Source organism: Noviherbaspirillum sp. (assembly GCF_036563305.1).
GTDB lineage: Bacteria > Pseudomonadota > Gammaproteobacteria > Burkholderiales > Burkholderiaceae_D > Noviherbaspirillum.
The window spans coordinates 442,054-456,023 of record NZ_DATCMQ010000014.1 but is presented as its reverse complement, the minus strand read 5'-3'; the positions used below and the strand labels follow the sequence as shown (position 1 = coordinate 456,023).

Genomic DNA, 13,970 nt, shown 5'->3' with positions numbered 1-13,970 from the left:
AGGAAGGACGAAAGCAATGGATAACCGCCCCGCGGCAAGCGAGGTACTGATCAGCGAGGTCGGGCCGCGCGACGGACTGCAATCGGTCAAGACGATCATGCCGACACCGCACAAGCTGCGCTGGATCGACGCGTTGCACGCGGCGGGGGTCCGGGAGATCGAAGTCGGCTCCTTTGTATCGCCGAAACTTCTTCCGCAGCTGGCGGACACGGCCGAGGCCGTGCGGCATGCGCTTGGCCTGCCCGGCCTGACGGTCATGGCCCTGGCGCCCAACCTGCGCGGCGCGCAGGCCGCAATGCAGGCAGGAGCGCACAAGATCACGATACCGGTTTCCGCCAGCCAGGCGCATTCCCTCGCCAATGTCAGGAAGACCCGCGAGGAGATGCTCGCCGATGTGCGGGAGATCGTTTCCCTGCGCAACCGGAGCGCTCCCGGCATGAAGATCGAGGTCGGCATCTCCACCGCATTCGGCTGCACCCTCCAGGGGATCGTGCCGGAAGACGAGGTCGTGGCGCTTGCCGCCGCCTGTGTCGCCGCAGGCGTGGACGAAGTCGGCCTTTCGGACACCACCGGCTATGCGAATCCGGCGCAGGTGCGCCGCCTGTTCCGCCGCGTGCGGGCCGAGATCGGCGACGCGACCGGCGCCGCGCACCTGCACAATACCCGGGGCCTGGGCCTGGCGAACTGCCTGGCCGCCTATGAGGAGGGCGTGCGCACCTTCGACGCGTCGCTCGGCGGACTCGGCGGCTGTCCCTATGCGCCCGGCGCCTCCGGCAACGTGGTCACGGAGGACCTGGTATTCATGTTCGAGGCAATGGGGGTGCGCACCGGCATCGACATCGCGCGGCTGATCGACGCCCGCGCGCCGCTCAGGGACGGGCTCGGCAATGAACCGCTGTACGGGATGACGCCCGACGCCGGCCTGCCCAAGGGCTTCGTGCAGGGAGCCGTCCATGGCTGAGAAAGCGCTTCCCTACGAGGGCATACGCGTGGTCGAGTTCTCGCACATGGTGATGGGGCCGACCTGCGGCATGGTGCTCGGCGACCTGGGCGCCGACGTGATCAAGATCGAACCGATCGAAGGAGACCGGACGCGCAAGCTGCTTGGATCGGGCGCCGGCTTTTTCCCGATGTTCAACCGGAACAAGAAAAGCATCGCGATCGACTTCCGCCATCCCGAGGGAATGGCGGTCCTGATGAAACTGATCGACACCGCCGATGTCGTCAGCGAGAACTTCAGGCCGGGGGCGATGCAGCAGATGGGTCTCGACTATCGGAGCCTGTCGGCGCGCAACCCGCGGCTGATCTATGTCAGCCACAAGGGTTTTCTCCCCGGGCCGTACGACCATCGCACCGCGCTCGACGAAGTGGTGCAGATGATGGGCGGGCTGGCGTACATGACCGGCCGGCCGGGCGATCCCCTGCGCGCGGGCGCGAGCGTCAACGACATCATGGGCGGCGTGTTCGGCGCGCTGGGTGTCATGGCGGCGCTGGCGCAGCGGGAACAGTCCGGCCGCGGCCAGGAGATCCAGAGCGCGCTGTTCGAGAACAACGTGTTCCTGGTCGCCCAGCACATGATGCAGTATGCCGTCACCGGCAAGCCTGCCGCGCCGATGCCGGGGCGGATTTCGGCATGGGGCATCTATGACGTGTTCAGCGTCAGGGACGAGGAGCAGATTTTCCTGGCCGTCGTGAGCGACTCGCAGTGGAAGGTGTTTTGCGACGCGTTCGGGCTTGCTGCCTTCAGGGACGATCCGCGCCTGGCGACGAACAACGACCGCGTGCGTGCGCGTGAATGGATGATGCCGCTGCTGCGCACGGAACTGGCGCGCTACGGCGCCGCCGAGCTCGCGGCCAGGTTCGAGGAGAACGGCCTTCCTTTTGCGCCGATCACCAGGCCCCATGAACTTCTCGACGACGTGCACCTGAAGCAGACCGGCGGCCTGGCGCCGATCACCCTGCCCGACGGGCAGGAGACGCTGACGGCCTTGCTGCCGCTGACGATGGACGGGGAACGCCACGGCGTCAGGCTGAACCCGCCCAGGATCGGCGAGCACACCGGCGACCTGCTGCGCGAACTGGGTTACGACGACGCCGCGCTGCAGGCGCTGCAGGACCAACGCGTCATCCTCTGCGCCTAGGAGCGCGCCGGGGCGCCGGCACGGTCGTCAGAGGGTGGCCGCGCCGAGCGCTGGCACGAGGTCGGCGCTGAGCTTGCGCAGTTCCGCGCCGACTTCCTGCAGCCTGCCGTCGTCAAACATCTGGCTGATGCCGCCGGAGCTGAGCGAGAGCAGCACGCGTCCGTCGTCGGACTTGAGCGGCACCGCCACCGCATTGACCTGCGGATGCAGCGAGCCCTTGTTGATCACGTAGCCGGTTCGATCATAGTCGGCGAGCGCCTGCTCGACCTTCGGGCGCAGTTTGTCCCACTCCCGCTCGGACGCCAGCTCGTCGAACAGCGCCTCGCGTTCGGCCGCGCCGAGTCCGGCAATGTAGGCCCATCCGGTCACCGAGGTCGCCAGCGGCACGCGCGAGCCGACCCGCAGTTCGCTGAGGATGATGGACGAGCCCTGGCATCGCTGCAGGTACACCATGTCCCTGCCGTCCCTGACGCCGAGCGAGACCGCGCCCTGGTACTTCAGCGCGATGCGCTGCATCTCGGGCTTTGCCAGGTCCGCGATCGGCGCGCTGCCGAGCACTGCATAGCCCAGGCTCAGCACCGGTATGCCCAGCCTCAGCTTGTCCCGCTCCGCCGGCACCAGGTAGCCCTCCTGCAGCAGCGTGTAGCAAAGCCGCCATGCGGTCGGCTGGGGCAAGCCCGTCATGCGGGCGATGTCGGCGGTGCCCAGGACTGGCCGCGCAGGGCTGAAACAGCGCAAGACCTCCAGGCCCCTGGCCAGTGCCGTCACGTACTGTCGATCCTTCTCCCTGCCGCCTTGCTGCGCGCCGTCCTCGACCGCGATGCCGCCTTCGCTGTCGTCCCTGGTCCTTCCGCCGGCAACCACGTCCCGCAAAGCGGTTTTTTTCGCGGGCGTTTTTTTCGCGGACGCTTTCCTGGTGTTTGTTGTCGTCATGGCAATGATTCTCCTGCAATGGAAAAACAGCTCACCTCCGCCGGCTTGGCTGCTATACTTTTAATTCGCAAAGCGAGTATCTTATTCGCAGTGCGAATTATACCGGACAATTTCGCGCTTCGGTGCACAGGAGGAGACATTTTGAATCGCAGAACACTTCTTACGGCAGGCCTGCTTTCCCTCGGTCTCGCGACATCCGCTTTCGCCCAGCAATTCCCTTCGCAGCGGGTGACAATCATCGTGCCTTATGCGCCGGGCGGGGGCGTGGACATCATGATCCGCGCGGTCGCAGTCGAGCTGACCGCCAAGTGGGGGCAGCCGGTCGTCGTCGAGAACAAGCCGGGCGCCGGCACCCTGATCGGCGCCGATGCGGTCGCCCGCGCGACCCCTGACGGGCACACGCTGCTGGCAACGGTCGACCAGACCTTCGTCGCCAACCGCTTCCTGTACAAGAAGCTGCCCTATGACCCGGACAAGAGCTTCGCTCCCGTCACCCTGATGGCGGAAAGCGACCACTTCGTGCTTGCCAAGAACAGCCTGCCGGCCAACAACCTGCGCGAACTTGTGGACCTTGCCAAGCGCGAGAAGGGCAAGCTCAACTACGGCTCCTACGGCGGCGGCAGCCAGCCGCAACTGGTGTTCTCGATGCTGAACGAGCGCGCCGGGACGGACATCCTGCACATCCCCTACAAGGGCGTGGCGCCGATGCTGACCGCCATCGTGGCGGGAGAGGTGGACCTCGGCACGGGCAGCGCGGGCGTTGCCGGCGAGATGCTGCGCACGAAACAGATGAAGGCGCTGGCGATTGCGGGACAGAAGCGTTCGCCGCAATTCCCCGACGTGCCGACGACAGCGGAGATGGGCTATCCCTACCTGCAGGCCGGCGTCTGGTACGGGGTCTTCGCGCCGGCCAATACCCCGGCAAACATCGTCAACAAGATCAACGCGGACATCACCGCGATCCTCAAGCAGCCCAGCTTCGTCGAGAAGCAGGGCACGTCGCGCGGCCTGAGCATCGTCGCCAATGCGCCGAAGGAGTTCGCGGAGCGCATCCGCAAGGACACGGCGCAGACCGCCGAAATGGTCCGCGCCGCGAAGATCGAGGCGGAATGAACCCGCGCCGGCCGCGCGCGGCCGGCCATTTCATCAAGAGAGAGACAGATTGAAGCAGCTTGAGACCGAAGTACTGGTCGTGGGAGCCGGTCCGGTAGGGCTGGTGCTGGCCGGCGACCTCGGCTGGCGCGGGCGCCGCTGCCTGGTGGTGGAGATGGGCGACGGCGAGATCTTCCAGCCGAAGATGGACCAGGTGGGGATCAGGACGATGGAGTTCTGCCGCCGCTGGGGCATCGTCCAGGATGTCGAGGCGAGCCCGTACGACCGCGACTACCCGCAGGACAACGTGTACCTGACCGCGATGACCGGCTACGAACTGGGCCGGGAATCTTTCCCCAGCATGCGCGAGGACCGACCGCCGCCGGACAGCCCGCAGAAACGGGAGCGCTGCCCGCAGAACATGTTCGACCCGATCCTGCGCCGGTTCGCCGAATCGCAGCCGGGCGTGCAGATGCGGTACCGCCATGAGCTGCTGTCCTTTACCCAGGACGCCCGGGGCGTCACTGCGAGGGTGCGGGACCTGGAGACCCGGGAGGAGGTCGCCGTCCGCGCGCAGTACATCGTCGGCTGCGACGGCGGCAAGAGCCAGGTCCGGCAGCAGCTCAACATCCCGATGCAGGGGCGGGGCCTGCTCACCTATACCACCAACGTCATCTTCCGCTGCCCGGAATTCAACAGCCTGCACGACAAGCGCCCCGGCTATCGCTACATGTTCGTCGGCCCGGATGGCATCTGGGCCACCATCGTCGCCATCAACGGCAAGGACAACTGGCGCATGTCGCTGGTCGGTAACGCGCAGGAGAAGGTCATCTACAGCGAGGAACAGCTGCGCGAGATCGCCCATCGCCTGATGGGAAAGCCGTTCCCGCTGGAGATCCTGAGCGTGCTGCGCTGGGCGCGCCGCGAACTGGTGGCCGACCGCTACCGCGACGGCAGGGCATTCCTGTGCGGCGACGCCTGCCATCTCACCTCGCCTACCGGCGGACTGGGCATGAACACCGGCATCGGCGACGCCGTCGACCTGTCATGGAAACTCGATGCGGTCCTGGCCGGCTGGGGCGGGGATGTGCTGCTCGAATCGTACGGGATCGAGCGGCGGCCGATTGCCGTCCGCATTACCCGCTTCTCGACCGGCAACCTGGAGATCATGAAGGGGGCGCGCAGCAGCGAGAAGCTCTATGAGGACAGCGAGGAAGGAAGGCTGGTGCGCGAACGCGTGGGACGCGCGCTGACCGAGGGCCTGAAGCGCGAGTGGTTCTCCATGAACATGCATCTCGGCTATCGCTATGTCGACTCGCCCATCAACCTTTATACCGAGCAGGAATCCCGCGAACAGATCGAACAGGAATACGCGGACGGGATGAACTACCGCCCCGGCACGCGCCCGGGATCCCGCGCGCCCCATGCGTGGCTGGCGGACGGCCGCTCGATGCTCGACCTGTACGGGCGCGGCTTCGTGCTGCTGCTGTTCGCAGACGCCCATGGCGATCCCGAGGCACTGGCGGCGGCCGCCGCGGCGCGCGGGGTGCCGCTGCAGGTGGTGCGTATCCACGACGCCGGCGCGCAGGCGCTGTACGAACGGTCCTGCGTGCTGGTACGGCCGGATGGCCATGTGGCATGGCGCGGCGACGCGCTGCCGGAGGACGGCGTCGCGGTAGTGCAGATAGTGAGTGGAAATTACAAGGAGATTTGATGAAATTGTTCAGATTCAACGGCGGCCGGATCGGGGCCAGCACGGTGGACGAGGCCGGCCGGGAGACTTCCTACGACCTGACCGAGGCGCTTGGCGTGGACCCGGGGGCCTGGCCGCCGGTGCAGATGGTGCAGCTGATCGCCAGGTTCGACGAGCGCATGAAGGGAATATTCGCGCATCCGGCGGTCAAGCCCATCGACCGCGACGCGGTGCGGCTGGAGGTGCCGGTCGAATGGCCCAACAAGCTGCTCGCCTATCCGGTCAACTACGTCAAGCACGGCGAGGAGATGCAATCGAAGAATCGCGCGGACCTGAACGGCTTCTTCCTGAAGGCCAACTCCTCGCTGTCTGGCCCGAACGATCCGATCGTGCTGCCGGACCTGCCGGGGCGCGAGATCCATCATGAGTGCGAACTGGGCATCGTCATCGGCAAGGGCGGCAGGAACATCAGCCGGGAGGCGGCCTGGGACCACATCTTCGGCTACGCGTGCCTGGTCGACATGGTGGTACGCGGCAACGAGGAGCGCGTGATGCGCAAGTCCTACGACACCTTCTGCCCGTTCGGACCGTGGATCACCACCGCCGACGAGGTTCCCGATCCCGCGCAGCTGCAGGCGAAGCTGTGGATCAATGACGAGCTGCGCCAGAATGCGAACACGCGCGACCTCATCGTGGACATCCCGGGCATGATCGAACTCGCCTCCCGCGTGGCGACCCTTCATCCGGGCGACATCATCGCCACCGGCACGCCGGAGGGCGTCGGCCCGGTCAGGAAGGGCGACAGGCTGCGCATCGAGATCGAGCATGTGGGCGCCATGACGCTCGACATCCAGTGAAGGAGGGCAGGCAATGAGCAACACTGAAACACGGGCGGCCGGCGGCCCCTCGGTGGATTTCGCGGCGGCGGGCGACCTGGAGAGCCTGTACGCGCTGCTCGACGAGGTGCGGATGAAGAACGGCTGGGCCAAGCCGACCCCGTCCATCTATCCGGAGCCGAAGCAGTTCTTCGTGCCGGCCCACTGGCGCTACGCCGACGCGCGCGCCGCGTTGCACGCGGCCGGGCGACTGGTCGGCACCGAATGGGCGGAACGGCGCAACCTGATCATGGCCAATCCGATTCCGGGCAACGACTATGCGACGACGCGCACCATGGTCGGCGCCTACCAGATGGTGAAGGGCGGAGAGTCCGCGCGCAGCCACCGGCACACGCCGAATGCCATGCGCATCGTGCTGGAGGCCGCCCCCGACACTTACACCATCGTCGAGGGCAAGAAGATCCCGATGCTGCCGGGCGACGTGCTGCTCACGCCCAACTGGCAGTATCACGGCCATGCGAACGAGAGCGCGCAGGACAGCTACTGGATCGATGTGCTCGACGCGCCGCTGGTGCAGTACCTGGGCCCGATGTTCTTCAATGTGCATCCCGACCGCCTCGAGCCGGCAAGCGGAACCGACCCTGCCTCGCCGATGCGTTTCGCCTTTGCCGACTATCGGCCGGCCCTCGTCGCCGCACCTGAAGTTGCGCCGGGCGTGCGTACGCTGGAACTCGGCGCGGACTCCCTGCCGACCATGGGACGGACCGCGGTGCACCTCGCCGCGCAAAGCACCTGGGACCATCCGCGCACCACCGCAAACCAGATCTTTGCGGTGGTGGCGGGGCAGGGCACCGCCCAACTCGGCGACCGCAGCGTCGCGTGGAGCAAGGGCGACATGCTGGTGGTGCCGAGCTGGAACCCGCATTCCTTCCACGCGGACGAGGAAGCCGTGCTGCTGTGCATTTCGGACGCGCCGGTGATGCGGGCGATGGGCTGGCTCAAGGTCGAGCCGCGGTAGCGGCGCGACCGTGCCTGGCGCCGGGAAAAATGCGTCACCTGCGCCCCGCCGCCTCCCGGCGAAAGTACTCCTCGAAGAACTCCACGCACACCCGGACCTTTGCCGAACTGGTCAGCCGCGACGGGTATACCGCCCAGATGTTGGCGTCCTGGCGGCAGGCCGGCAGCACCTGGACCAGCTCGCCGCGCGCGATGTGCGGACGGGCATCCCAGACCGAGCGCAAGGCGATGCCCTTTCCGTCCAGCGCCCAGCGCATGACGATCTCGCCGTTGTTCGACGACAGCGGGCCGGTGACCTTGACGGTTTCCTTCTGGCGCCCGTTGTGCAGCGTCCATACGCCGAACTGGTGGTCGCGTTCCTTGATCACCAGGCAGTCGTGCCCGGCCAGCTCCGCCACGCTGCGGGGCGCGCCGCGCCGGGCAAGATAGGCCGGCGCGGCGCACAGCACCCTGTGGTTCATGGCGAGGCGCCGGGCCATCATGTCGCCGGCGATCTCGTCGCCGACCCGGACGTCGATGTCGAAACCCTCGCGGGCAATGTCGATGAGGTGATCGAAGACTTCGAAGCGCACCTCGATCTCCGGATACCGGGTGACCAGCTCCGCAATCGCCGGCGCCACCACCCGGCGTCCGAAACCGAAGCTGCTGCAGATGCGCAGCCGGCCGCGCGGCGTGGCGCGCGTCATGGCGACCTCGTCGTAGAGATGGTCGATGTTGTCGAGGATCTTTTGCGCCCAGGCATACACCCGCTCGCCGTCCTCGCTGATGACCACCCGCCGGGTCGTGCGGTGGAACAGCCTCACCTCGAGCTGGGCTTCCAGCAGGCGGATGCGCTTGGTCACGTACGCCGGCGAGACGCCGAGCTCCGACGCGGCGGCGGCGAAGCTGGAGCGGCGGGTCACCGCGGCGAACACCCGCAGATCCTCGGGCAGGACTTGATTATTCACGAAATGTGCATTTTAGATTCACGGTGCAGGGGATTATAAAGCGGTCCGTATGGAGATAGGATCGAGGCTGGCTACCATTTTTTGGAGGAAGTGCGCATGAATCCGGCTGCAGGCAAACCGTTCAATATCGCCGTCATTCCCGGTGACGGCATCGGCAACGAAGTGATGCCCGAGGGCCTGCGGGTGCTCGACGCGGCGGCCGAACGCTTCGGCCTTGATCTCAACTTCCGCCCGATCGACTGGGCCAGCTGCGACTACTACGAGCAGCACGGGACCATGATGCCGCCCGACTGGCGCGCGCAGCTCGAGGGCGTGGACGCGCTGTACTTCGGCGCGGTGGGCTGGCCGGCGCGCGTGCCGGACCACATTTCGCTGTGGGGTTCGTTGCTGAAGTTCCGCCGCGACTTCGACCAGTACATCAACCTGCGCCCGGTGCGCCTGTTCGAGGGCGTGCCGTGTCCGCTGGCGAACCGCAAGCCGGGGGACATCGATTTCTTCGTGGTGCGCGAGAACACGGAAGGCGAATATACGTCCGTGGGCGGGCGCATGTTCGAGGGCACCGAGCGGGAACTGGTGATCCAGGAATCGGTGTTTACGCGTACCGGCTGCGACCGGGTGCTGCGTTTCGCCTTCGAGCTGGCGCAGTCACGGCCGCGCAAGCGCGTGACGGTCGCCACCAAGTCCAACGGCATCGCCGTCAGCATGCCTTACTGGGACGAGCGGGCCGACCTCATGGGCGCGCAGTATCCGGACATCACGACCGACCGCCAGCACATCGACATCCTAACCGCCCGCTTCGTGCTGGATCCGACGCGCTTCGACGTGGTGGTGGCCTCCAACCTGTTCGGCGACATCCTGTCCGACCTCGGACCCGCATGCGCGGGCACCATCGGACTGGCGCCGTCCGCCAACCTCAACCCGGATCGCCGGTTTCCATCGCTGTTCGAGCCGGTTCACGGCTCGGCGCCGGACATCTACGGCAAGAAGATCGCCAATCCGGTGGCGATGATCTGGTCCGGCGCGCTGATGCTGGACTTCCTCGGCGGCGACCCGGCGCTGGCAGGAGACGACCGTTACAGGCGCGCGCACGACGCCATACTCAAGGCGATCGAGGCGACCCTGGCGAACGGCCCGCGCACGCCCGATCTCAAGGGCACGGCCGGCACCGAAGCCATGGGACGGGCGATCGCCGACCTGGTGAAGACGATCGACGCATGACGGGTTGACCGGCGCGCGCTGGAAGCGATGGAGGAACAGGCATGGATCTCGGACTGCAGGATGGGCATGTCATCGTCACCGGCGGCAGCCGCGGGATAGGCCTGGCCTGCGCGGCCCTGTTCCTCGGGGAGGCCGCGCGCGTCACGATCGTGGCACGCGACGCCGACCGGCTGCGGGCGGCGCGGGAAGAACTGGCGCGCGGCCGCGGCGGATGCGAGGGCCGGCTTGCCGCCATACAGGCCGACCTCAGGGATGCCGCCGCCGCCGCGGCAGCGCTCGACCAGGCCGAGGCCGGCCTTGGCCCGGTCGACGTGCTGGTGAATGCGGCAGGGGCCGCGCGGCGCACCGCGCCCGAACATCTCGCCATCGCCGACTGGCACGATGCGATGGACAGCAAGTACTTCAGCTACCTCCACATGCTCGATCCGGCGATCAAGCGGATGGCGGCGCGCGGCAAGGGCGCGATCGTCAATATCGTCGGCACCGGCGGCAAGGTCGCCAGCCCCGTCCACCTGCCCGGCGGCGCGGCCAATGCCGCCCTCATGCTGGTCAGCGCGGGCCTGGCGGCGGCGTACGGGCAGCACGGCGTGCGGGTAAATGCGGTCAATCCGGGGGTGACGGACACCGGTCGATTCGGCGCCTACGTCGCCGCGGAGGCCGCGCGCGCCGGCACAAGCGAAGCGGAGGTCCTGCAGGATCTGCGCCGGCGTCTTCCCCAGGGAAGGCCGGCGCGACCGGAGGAAGTCGCCGGCGCCGTCGCCTTCCTGGCCTCGTCCCGCGCCAGCTACATCAATGGCGCCATCCTCACGGTCGACGGCGGCCTGACGCCGATGATCTAGTCCGTCGCCGTCGTCTTCCTGGCGCCGACCCACTCGCCAAGAAATTCCCTGAAGCTTTCCGCCGCCGGCGACAGCTGGTATCCGCGCTTGACGTACAGCGATACGTGACGGAAGACCACCGGCGCATGGACCGGCCGCGACACCAGGCCGAACGGCGGCAGCAAGGGCAGTGCCGCCTCGGGTTGCACGGTGACGCCATGCCCCCACTGCACCATGCCGAGCGCGGTGGTGATGAAGGACACGCTGTGGGCCGGATTGAGCACCAGTTCGCTTGAATGCTTGAACAGGTCCGCCTGCAGCCGGCTGGTGAAATCCTGCGTCAGCGACACCAGCGGCTCCCGCAGGATCTGCGACCAATTCACGCGCTTGAGCGTCGCCAGCCGGTGATCCGGCTTGCAGATGAAGGCCATCCGGTCCTGGAACAGCAGTTCCTGCTCCAGCTCCGGCGGCGCCGCCCGTTGCGGTGCGATGCCCAGGTCGGCCTCACCGCTGGCGACGCGCGCCATTGCCGCCTGGTTGAGCGAATCGAGCACATACACCGTGATGGCCGGGTACTTCCTGCGGTAGCTGAGGACCAGCTCCGGCAGCAGCGTCGAGGAATAGAGCGGCGTGCAGGCAATGCGCACCGTGCCGCGTTTCTTCTGCTCCAGGTCCTGGGTGCTCTCCACCGCCCGCGCCAGGTCGTCCAGCAGCTTCCTCGCCAGCGGATAGAACTCCGCGCCCGCCCGGGACAGGGCCGTGGTGCGGGTGGTGCGGTCGAACATGCGCACGTTCAGCGTGGTTTCGATTTCCTTGATCAGCAGGCTGAGCGCCGATGGCGTCAGGTGCAGCATGCGCGCCGCGGGGGCGAAGCCGCCGGTTTCGGCGACGGCGACGAAGGCGCGCAGCTGGCGCAGGGTGACGTTCTGTGCAGCATTCATATTGATAAGAAAACCTCAATAATGGCTAAGAATTCTTAGTTTGTCTAAGCATAGCGGCCAATCTACACTGGTTTGCATCGGGACGCGCCGCCGGTGCCTGTCCGACCCGGCGCGTATCAGTCACCCCAGAACACGGAGACCAGATGCTGAAGTTTGACCCCAACCTGCGTTGGCTTTTTACCGAACTGCCCATGCTGGACCGCTACGCGGCCGCCGCGCGCGCCGGCTTCAAGGGCGTCGAAGTCGCCTTTCCCTATGAATACCCGGCGGCACAGATTGCCCGCCTCCTCGAAGACAATGGCCTGACTCTGGTGCAGATTCTTTCCCCGTTCGACTGGGACGGCGGGGAGCGCGGGATGGGCGCGCTGCCGGGGCGTGAAAGCGCGTTCAGGGACAGCATCCATGCGGCGGTGGAGTACAGCGCCCAGGTCGGCAGGCCGATGATCCACGTCATGCCGGGCAACATTGACGCCAGCCTCGACCGGGCGGCATGCATGGACCTGTTCAAGGAAAACATCGCCTGGGCCGCCGGCATCGCCGCGCAGGAAGGCATCACGCTCATCCTCGAGCCCTGCTGTGCCGCCCGCTTCCCTGACTTCCTGTATCACCGGCTCGACGAGGGCATCAGCGTGATCAAGGCGGTCGGGCGCGACAATGTGAAGCTCTGCTTCGACACCTACCACGTGCAGACCGAGGAAGGCGCCATCACCGCCCGGCTGCGCGAGGCTTTCCCGTACCTCGGCCATATCCAGATCGGCAACGTCCCGGTCAGGAACGAGCCCGGCAACGGCGAGATCCATTTCCCCTACCTGTTCGACCAGCTGGAGCAGCTCGGCTGGGACCGCTGGGTCGGCTGCGAATTCACGCCGTCGGGCGCCACGCTCGACTGCCTCGAATGGGGCAGGCCGTTCGGCATCCGTGCGTCCGCCTGACTGCACGAACCATCACGATACACAGAGGAGCATCGATGTTAAGCGCCGCAGACAATGAACTGCTTACCCGTACCGGCCCGGACACGCCGATGGGCCAGTACTTCCGCCGCTTCTGGCAGCCGGTCGCCCTGTCGCGCCAGTTGCCGGAGAACGATGGCGCGCCAATCCGGGTCAACATCATGGGCGAGGAGCTGGTCGCCTTCCGCAATACGCGCGGCGAAGTCGGGCTGGTCGATTCGAAGTGCCCGCATCGCGGCGCGAATCTCTACTTCGGCCGCAACGAGGACTGCGCGATACGCTGCGTCTTCCACGGCTGGAAGTTCGACATGGAGGGCAAGCCGGTCGAGCTGCCGAACGTGCCGCCCGGCTCCGCCTATCACCGCAACATGCGCCTCAAGGCCTATCCGACCCGCGAGTACGGCGGCATCGTGTGGGCCTATCTCGGCCCGCGCGAGGAAGGCAGCGCGATCCCCGAGGTGCCGCAGCTGGAGTTCGGCAGGCTGCCGGAGTCGCACCGCTTCGTGACGAAGAAGCTGCAGGAGTGCAACTGGGCGCAGTCGGTGGAAGGCGCGCTAGACACCTCGCATTTCTCTTTCCTGCACATGCCCGCGCCCGGCGTCCCCTCCAACGACAATCCCGACGCGCCGGCGGACGAGAAGCGCCTGCGCTGGATACGGGACGACCCGATGCCGCAGTTTTCGATACGCGAGCACGAGGTCGGCTTCGTGGTCGGCGGGGCGAGGAGGGCCGATGGCGAGCTGCGCTACTGGCGGACCGCGCAGTTCGCCTTGCCGTCGCACAGCACGACGCCGTCGACGCTGCCGGGCGAGACCCATTTCGGCTATACCTGGGTCCCGATCGACGACCACAACTGCTGGATCTACACCTACGCCTGGAACCCCGACCGTCCGCTGGCCGAAGACGAGGTCGCGAAGTTCAAGAGCGGGCACGGGGTCATTGCCGAAGTGGACGAGGACTTCATCCCGATCCGCAACCGGAGCAATGAATACCTGATCGACCGCCACATGCAGAAGCACATCAACTTCACCGGCGTGCGCGGCGTGGCCGAGCAGGATGCGATGATCCAGGACAGCCAGGGCCGGATCGCCGACCGCACGGTCGAGCACTTGTCGGCATCGGATGCGGCAGTGGTCCGCTTCCGCCGCAAGGTACTGGAGGGCGCCAAGGCGCTGATGAACGGCATCGCGCCGGAGGCGCCGTTCAGGCATGAATGCTATACCTTGCGGTCCGGCAGCTGGATCGCGTCGGAAGGCGTGCCGTTCGAGCAGGTGATGCTCGAGCGTTTCGGCCATCCGGACGGGCGCGTGACCGTGCCCGCCCGGGAGATGGCGCAGGAATGACAACGACATGGAGAGAGACAAATGAAATCAGTAAGCGCAGC

13 protein-coding genes are annotated in these 13,970 nt (G+C 66.8%); 10 read left to right on the top strand and 3 right to left on the bottom strand.

Translation table 11 applies throughout. From position 1 onward, the window contains the following. Nucleotides 1-16: 16 nt before the first annotated feature. A complete protein-coding gene (locus VIM12_RS14925; protein ID WP_331942452.1) occupies nucleotides 17-961 on the top strand; it encodes a hydroxymethylglutaryl-CoA lyase in 945 nt (314 codons plus the stop codon). Further along, the gene (locus VIM12_RS14920) at nucleotides 954-2,141 is read left to right on the top strand and encodes a CaiB/BaiF CoA-transferase family protein (protein WP_331942451.1); all 1,188 of its coding nucleotides are present in this window, start codon (nucleotides 954-956) and stop codon (nucleotides 2,139-2,141) included. Before VIM12_RS14925 ends, VIM12_RS14920 begins: the two co-directional genes overlap by 8 nt. Nucleotides 2,142-2,168: 27 nt before the next feature. On the opposite strand, the gene VIM12_RS14915 is transcribed toward VIM12_RS14920, so the two are convergent. Further along, complete coding sequence (locus VIM12_RS14915; RefSeq protein WP_331942450.1) at nucleotides 2,169-3,074, bottom strand: IclR family transcriptional regulator; 906 nt, start codon at nucleotides 3,072-3,074, stop codon at nucleotides 2,169-2,171. Nucleotides 3,075-3,215: 141 nt separating this feature from the next. On the opposite strand from VIM12_RS14915, the gene VIM12_RS14910 reads away from it, so the two are divergent. The 4 genes from VIM12_RS14910 to VIM12_RS14895 are packed head-to-tail and all read left to right on the top strand — an operon-like array spanning nucleotide 3,216 to nucleotide 7,713. Next, on the top strand, nucleotides 3,216-4,187 hold the full coding sequence (locus VIM12_RS14910) for a tripartite tricarboxylate transporter substrate binding protein (protein ID WP_331942449.1): 972 nt from the start codon (nucleotides 3,216-3,218) through the stop codon (nucleotides 4,185-4,187). A gap of 49 nt (nucleotides 4,188-4,236) precedes the next feature. Next, complete coding sequence (locus VIM12_RS14905) at nucleotides 4,237-5,880, top strand: FAD-dependent oxidoreductase (RefSeq protein ID WP_331942448.1); 1,644 nt, start codon at nucleotides 4,237-4,239, stop codon at nucleotides 5,878-5,880. Next, a complete protein-coding gene (locus VIM12_RS14900) occupies nucleotides 5,880-6,716 on the top strand; it encodes a fumarylacetoacetate hydrolase family protein (RefSeq protein ID WP_331942447.1) in 837 nt (278 codons plus the stop codon). Before VIM12_RS14905 ends, VIM12_RS14900 begins: the two co-directional genes overlap by 1 nt. Nucleotides 6,717-6,729: 13 nt before the next feature. Then, complete coding sequence (locus VIM12_RS14895; RefSeq protein WP_331942446.1) at nucleotides 6,730-7,713, top strand: cupin domain-containing protein; 984 nt, start codon at nucleotides 6,730-6,732, stop codon at nucleotides 7,711-7,713. 34 nt (nucleotides 7,714-7,747) lie between these two features. On the opposite strand, the gene VIM12_RS14890 is transcribed toward VIM12_RS14895, so the two are convergent. Beyond that, entirely contained in the window at nucleotides 7,748-8,659 is a 912-nt protein-coding gene (locus VIM12_RS14890; protein ID WP_331942445.1) for a LysR substrate-binding domain-containing protein, read from the bottom strand. Nucleotides 8,660-8,755: 96 nt separating this feature from the next. Here VIM12_RS14890 and VIM12_RS14885 point away from each other — a divergent pair, with 96 nt between their 5' ends. After that, complete coding sequence (locus tag VIM12_RS14885) at nucleotides 8,756-9,877, top strand: tartrate dehydrogenase (RefSeq protein WP_331942444.1); 1,122 nt, start codon at nucleotides 8,756-8,758, stop codon at nucleotides 9,875-9,877. 41 nt (nucleotides 9,878-9,918) lie between these two features. Then, nucleotides 9,919-10,716: an SDR family oxidoreductase gene (locus tag VIM12_RS14880; RefSeq protein ID WP_331942443.1), complete on the top strand. Its 798-nt coding sequence runs from the start codon at nucleotides 9,919-9,921 to the stop codon at nucleotides 10,714-10,716. Here the strand turns inward: VIM12_RS14880 and VIM12_RS14875 are convergent. Then, nucleotides 10,713-11,636, bottom strand: a complete 924-nt coding sequence (locus VIM12_RS14875; protein WP_331942442.1) for a LysR family transcriptional regulator — start codon at nucleotides 11,634-11,636, stop codon at nucleotides 10,713-10,715. The two genes, VIM12_RS14880 and VIM12_RS14875, sit on opposite strands and share 4 nt — an antisense overlap. 143 nt (nucleotides 11,637-11,779) lie before the next feature. On the opposite strand from VIM12_RS14875, the gene VIM12_RS14870 reads away from it, so the two are divergent. Then, nucleotides 11,780-12,568: a hydroxypyruvate isomerase family protein gene (locus tag VIM12_RS14870; protein ID WP_331942441.1), complete on the top strand. Its 789-nt coding sequence runs from the start codon at nucleotides 11,780-11,782 to the stop codon at nucleotides 12,566-12,568. Nucleotides 12,569-12,603: 35 nt separating this feature from the next. Continuing rightward, on the top strand, nucleotides 12,604-13,929 hold the full coding sequence (locus tag VIM12_RS14865) for a Rieske 2Fe-2S domain-containing protein (RefSeq protein WP_331942440.1): 1,326 nt from the start codon (nucleotides 12,604-12,606) through the stop codon (nucleotides 13,927-13,929). The last annotated feature ends 41 nt before the right edge of the window (nucleotides 13,930-13,970 follow it).

Bases quoted from the DNA above. Each gene is read 5' to 3' on its own strand.
- VIM12_RS14925 (WP_331942452.1), top strand. From the start codon at position 17: ATGGATAACCGCCCCGCGGCAAGCGAGGTACTGATCAGCGAGGTCGGG.
- VIM12_RS14895 (WP_331942446.1), top strand. From the start codon at position 6,730: ATGAGCAACACTGAAACACGGGCGGCCGGCGGCCCCTCGGTGGATTTC.
- VIM12_RS14875 (WP_331942442.1), bottom strand. From the start codon at position 11,636: ATGAATGCTGCACAGAACGTCACCCTGCGCCAGCTGCGCGCCTTCGTC.
- VIM12_RS14885 (WP_331942444.1), top strand. From the start codon at position 8,756: ATGAATCCGGCTGCAGGCAAACCGTTCAATATCGCCGTCATTCCCGGT.
- VIM12_RS14915 (WP_331942450.1), bottom strand. From the start codon at position 3,074: ATGACGACAACAAACACCAGGAAAGCGTCCGCGAAAAAAACGCCCGCG.
- VIM12_RS14900 (WP_331942447.1), top strand. From the start codon at position 5,880: ATGAAATTGTTCAGATTCAACGGCGGCCGGATCGGGGCCAGCACGGTG.
- VIM12_RS14865 (WP_331942440.1), top strand. From the start codon at position 12,604: ATGTTAAGCGCCGCAGACAATGAACTGCTTACCCGTACCGGCCCGGAC.
- VIM12_RS14880 (WP_331942443.1), top strand. From the start codon at position 9,919: ATGGATCTCGGACTGCAGGATGGGCATGTCATCGTCACCGGCGGCAGC.
- VIM12_RS14870 (WP_331942441.1), top strand. From the start codon at position 11,780: ATGCTGAAGTTTGACCCCAACCTGCGTTGGCTTTTTACCGAACTGCCC.
- VIM12_RS14920 (WP_331942451.1), top strand. From the start codon at position 954: ATGGCTGAGAAAGCGCTTCCCTACGAGGGCATACGCGTGGTCGAGTTC.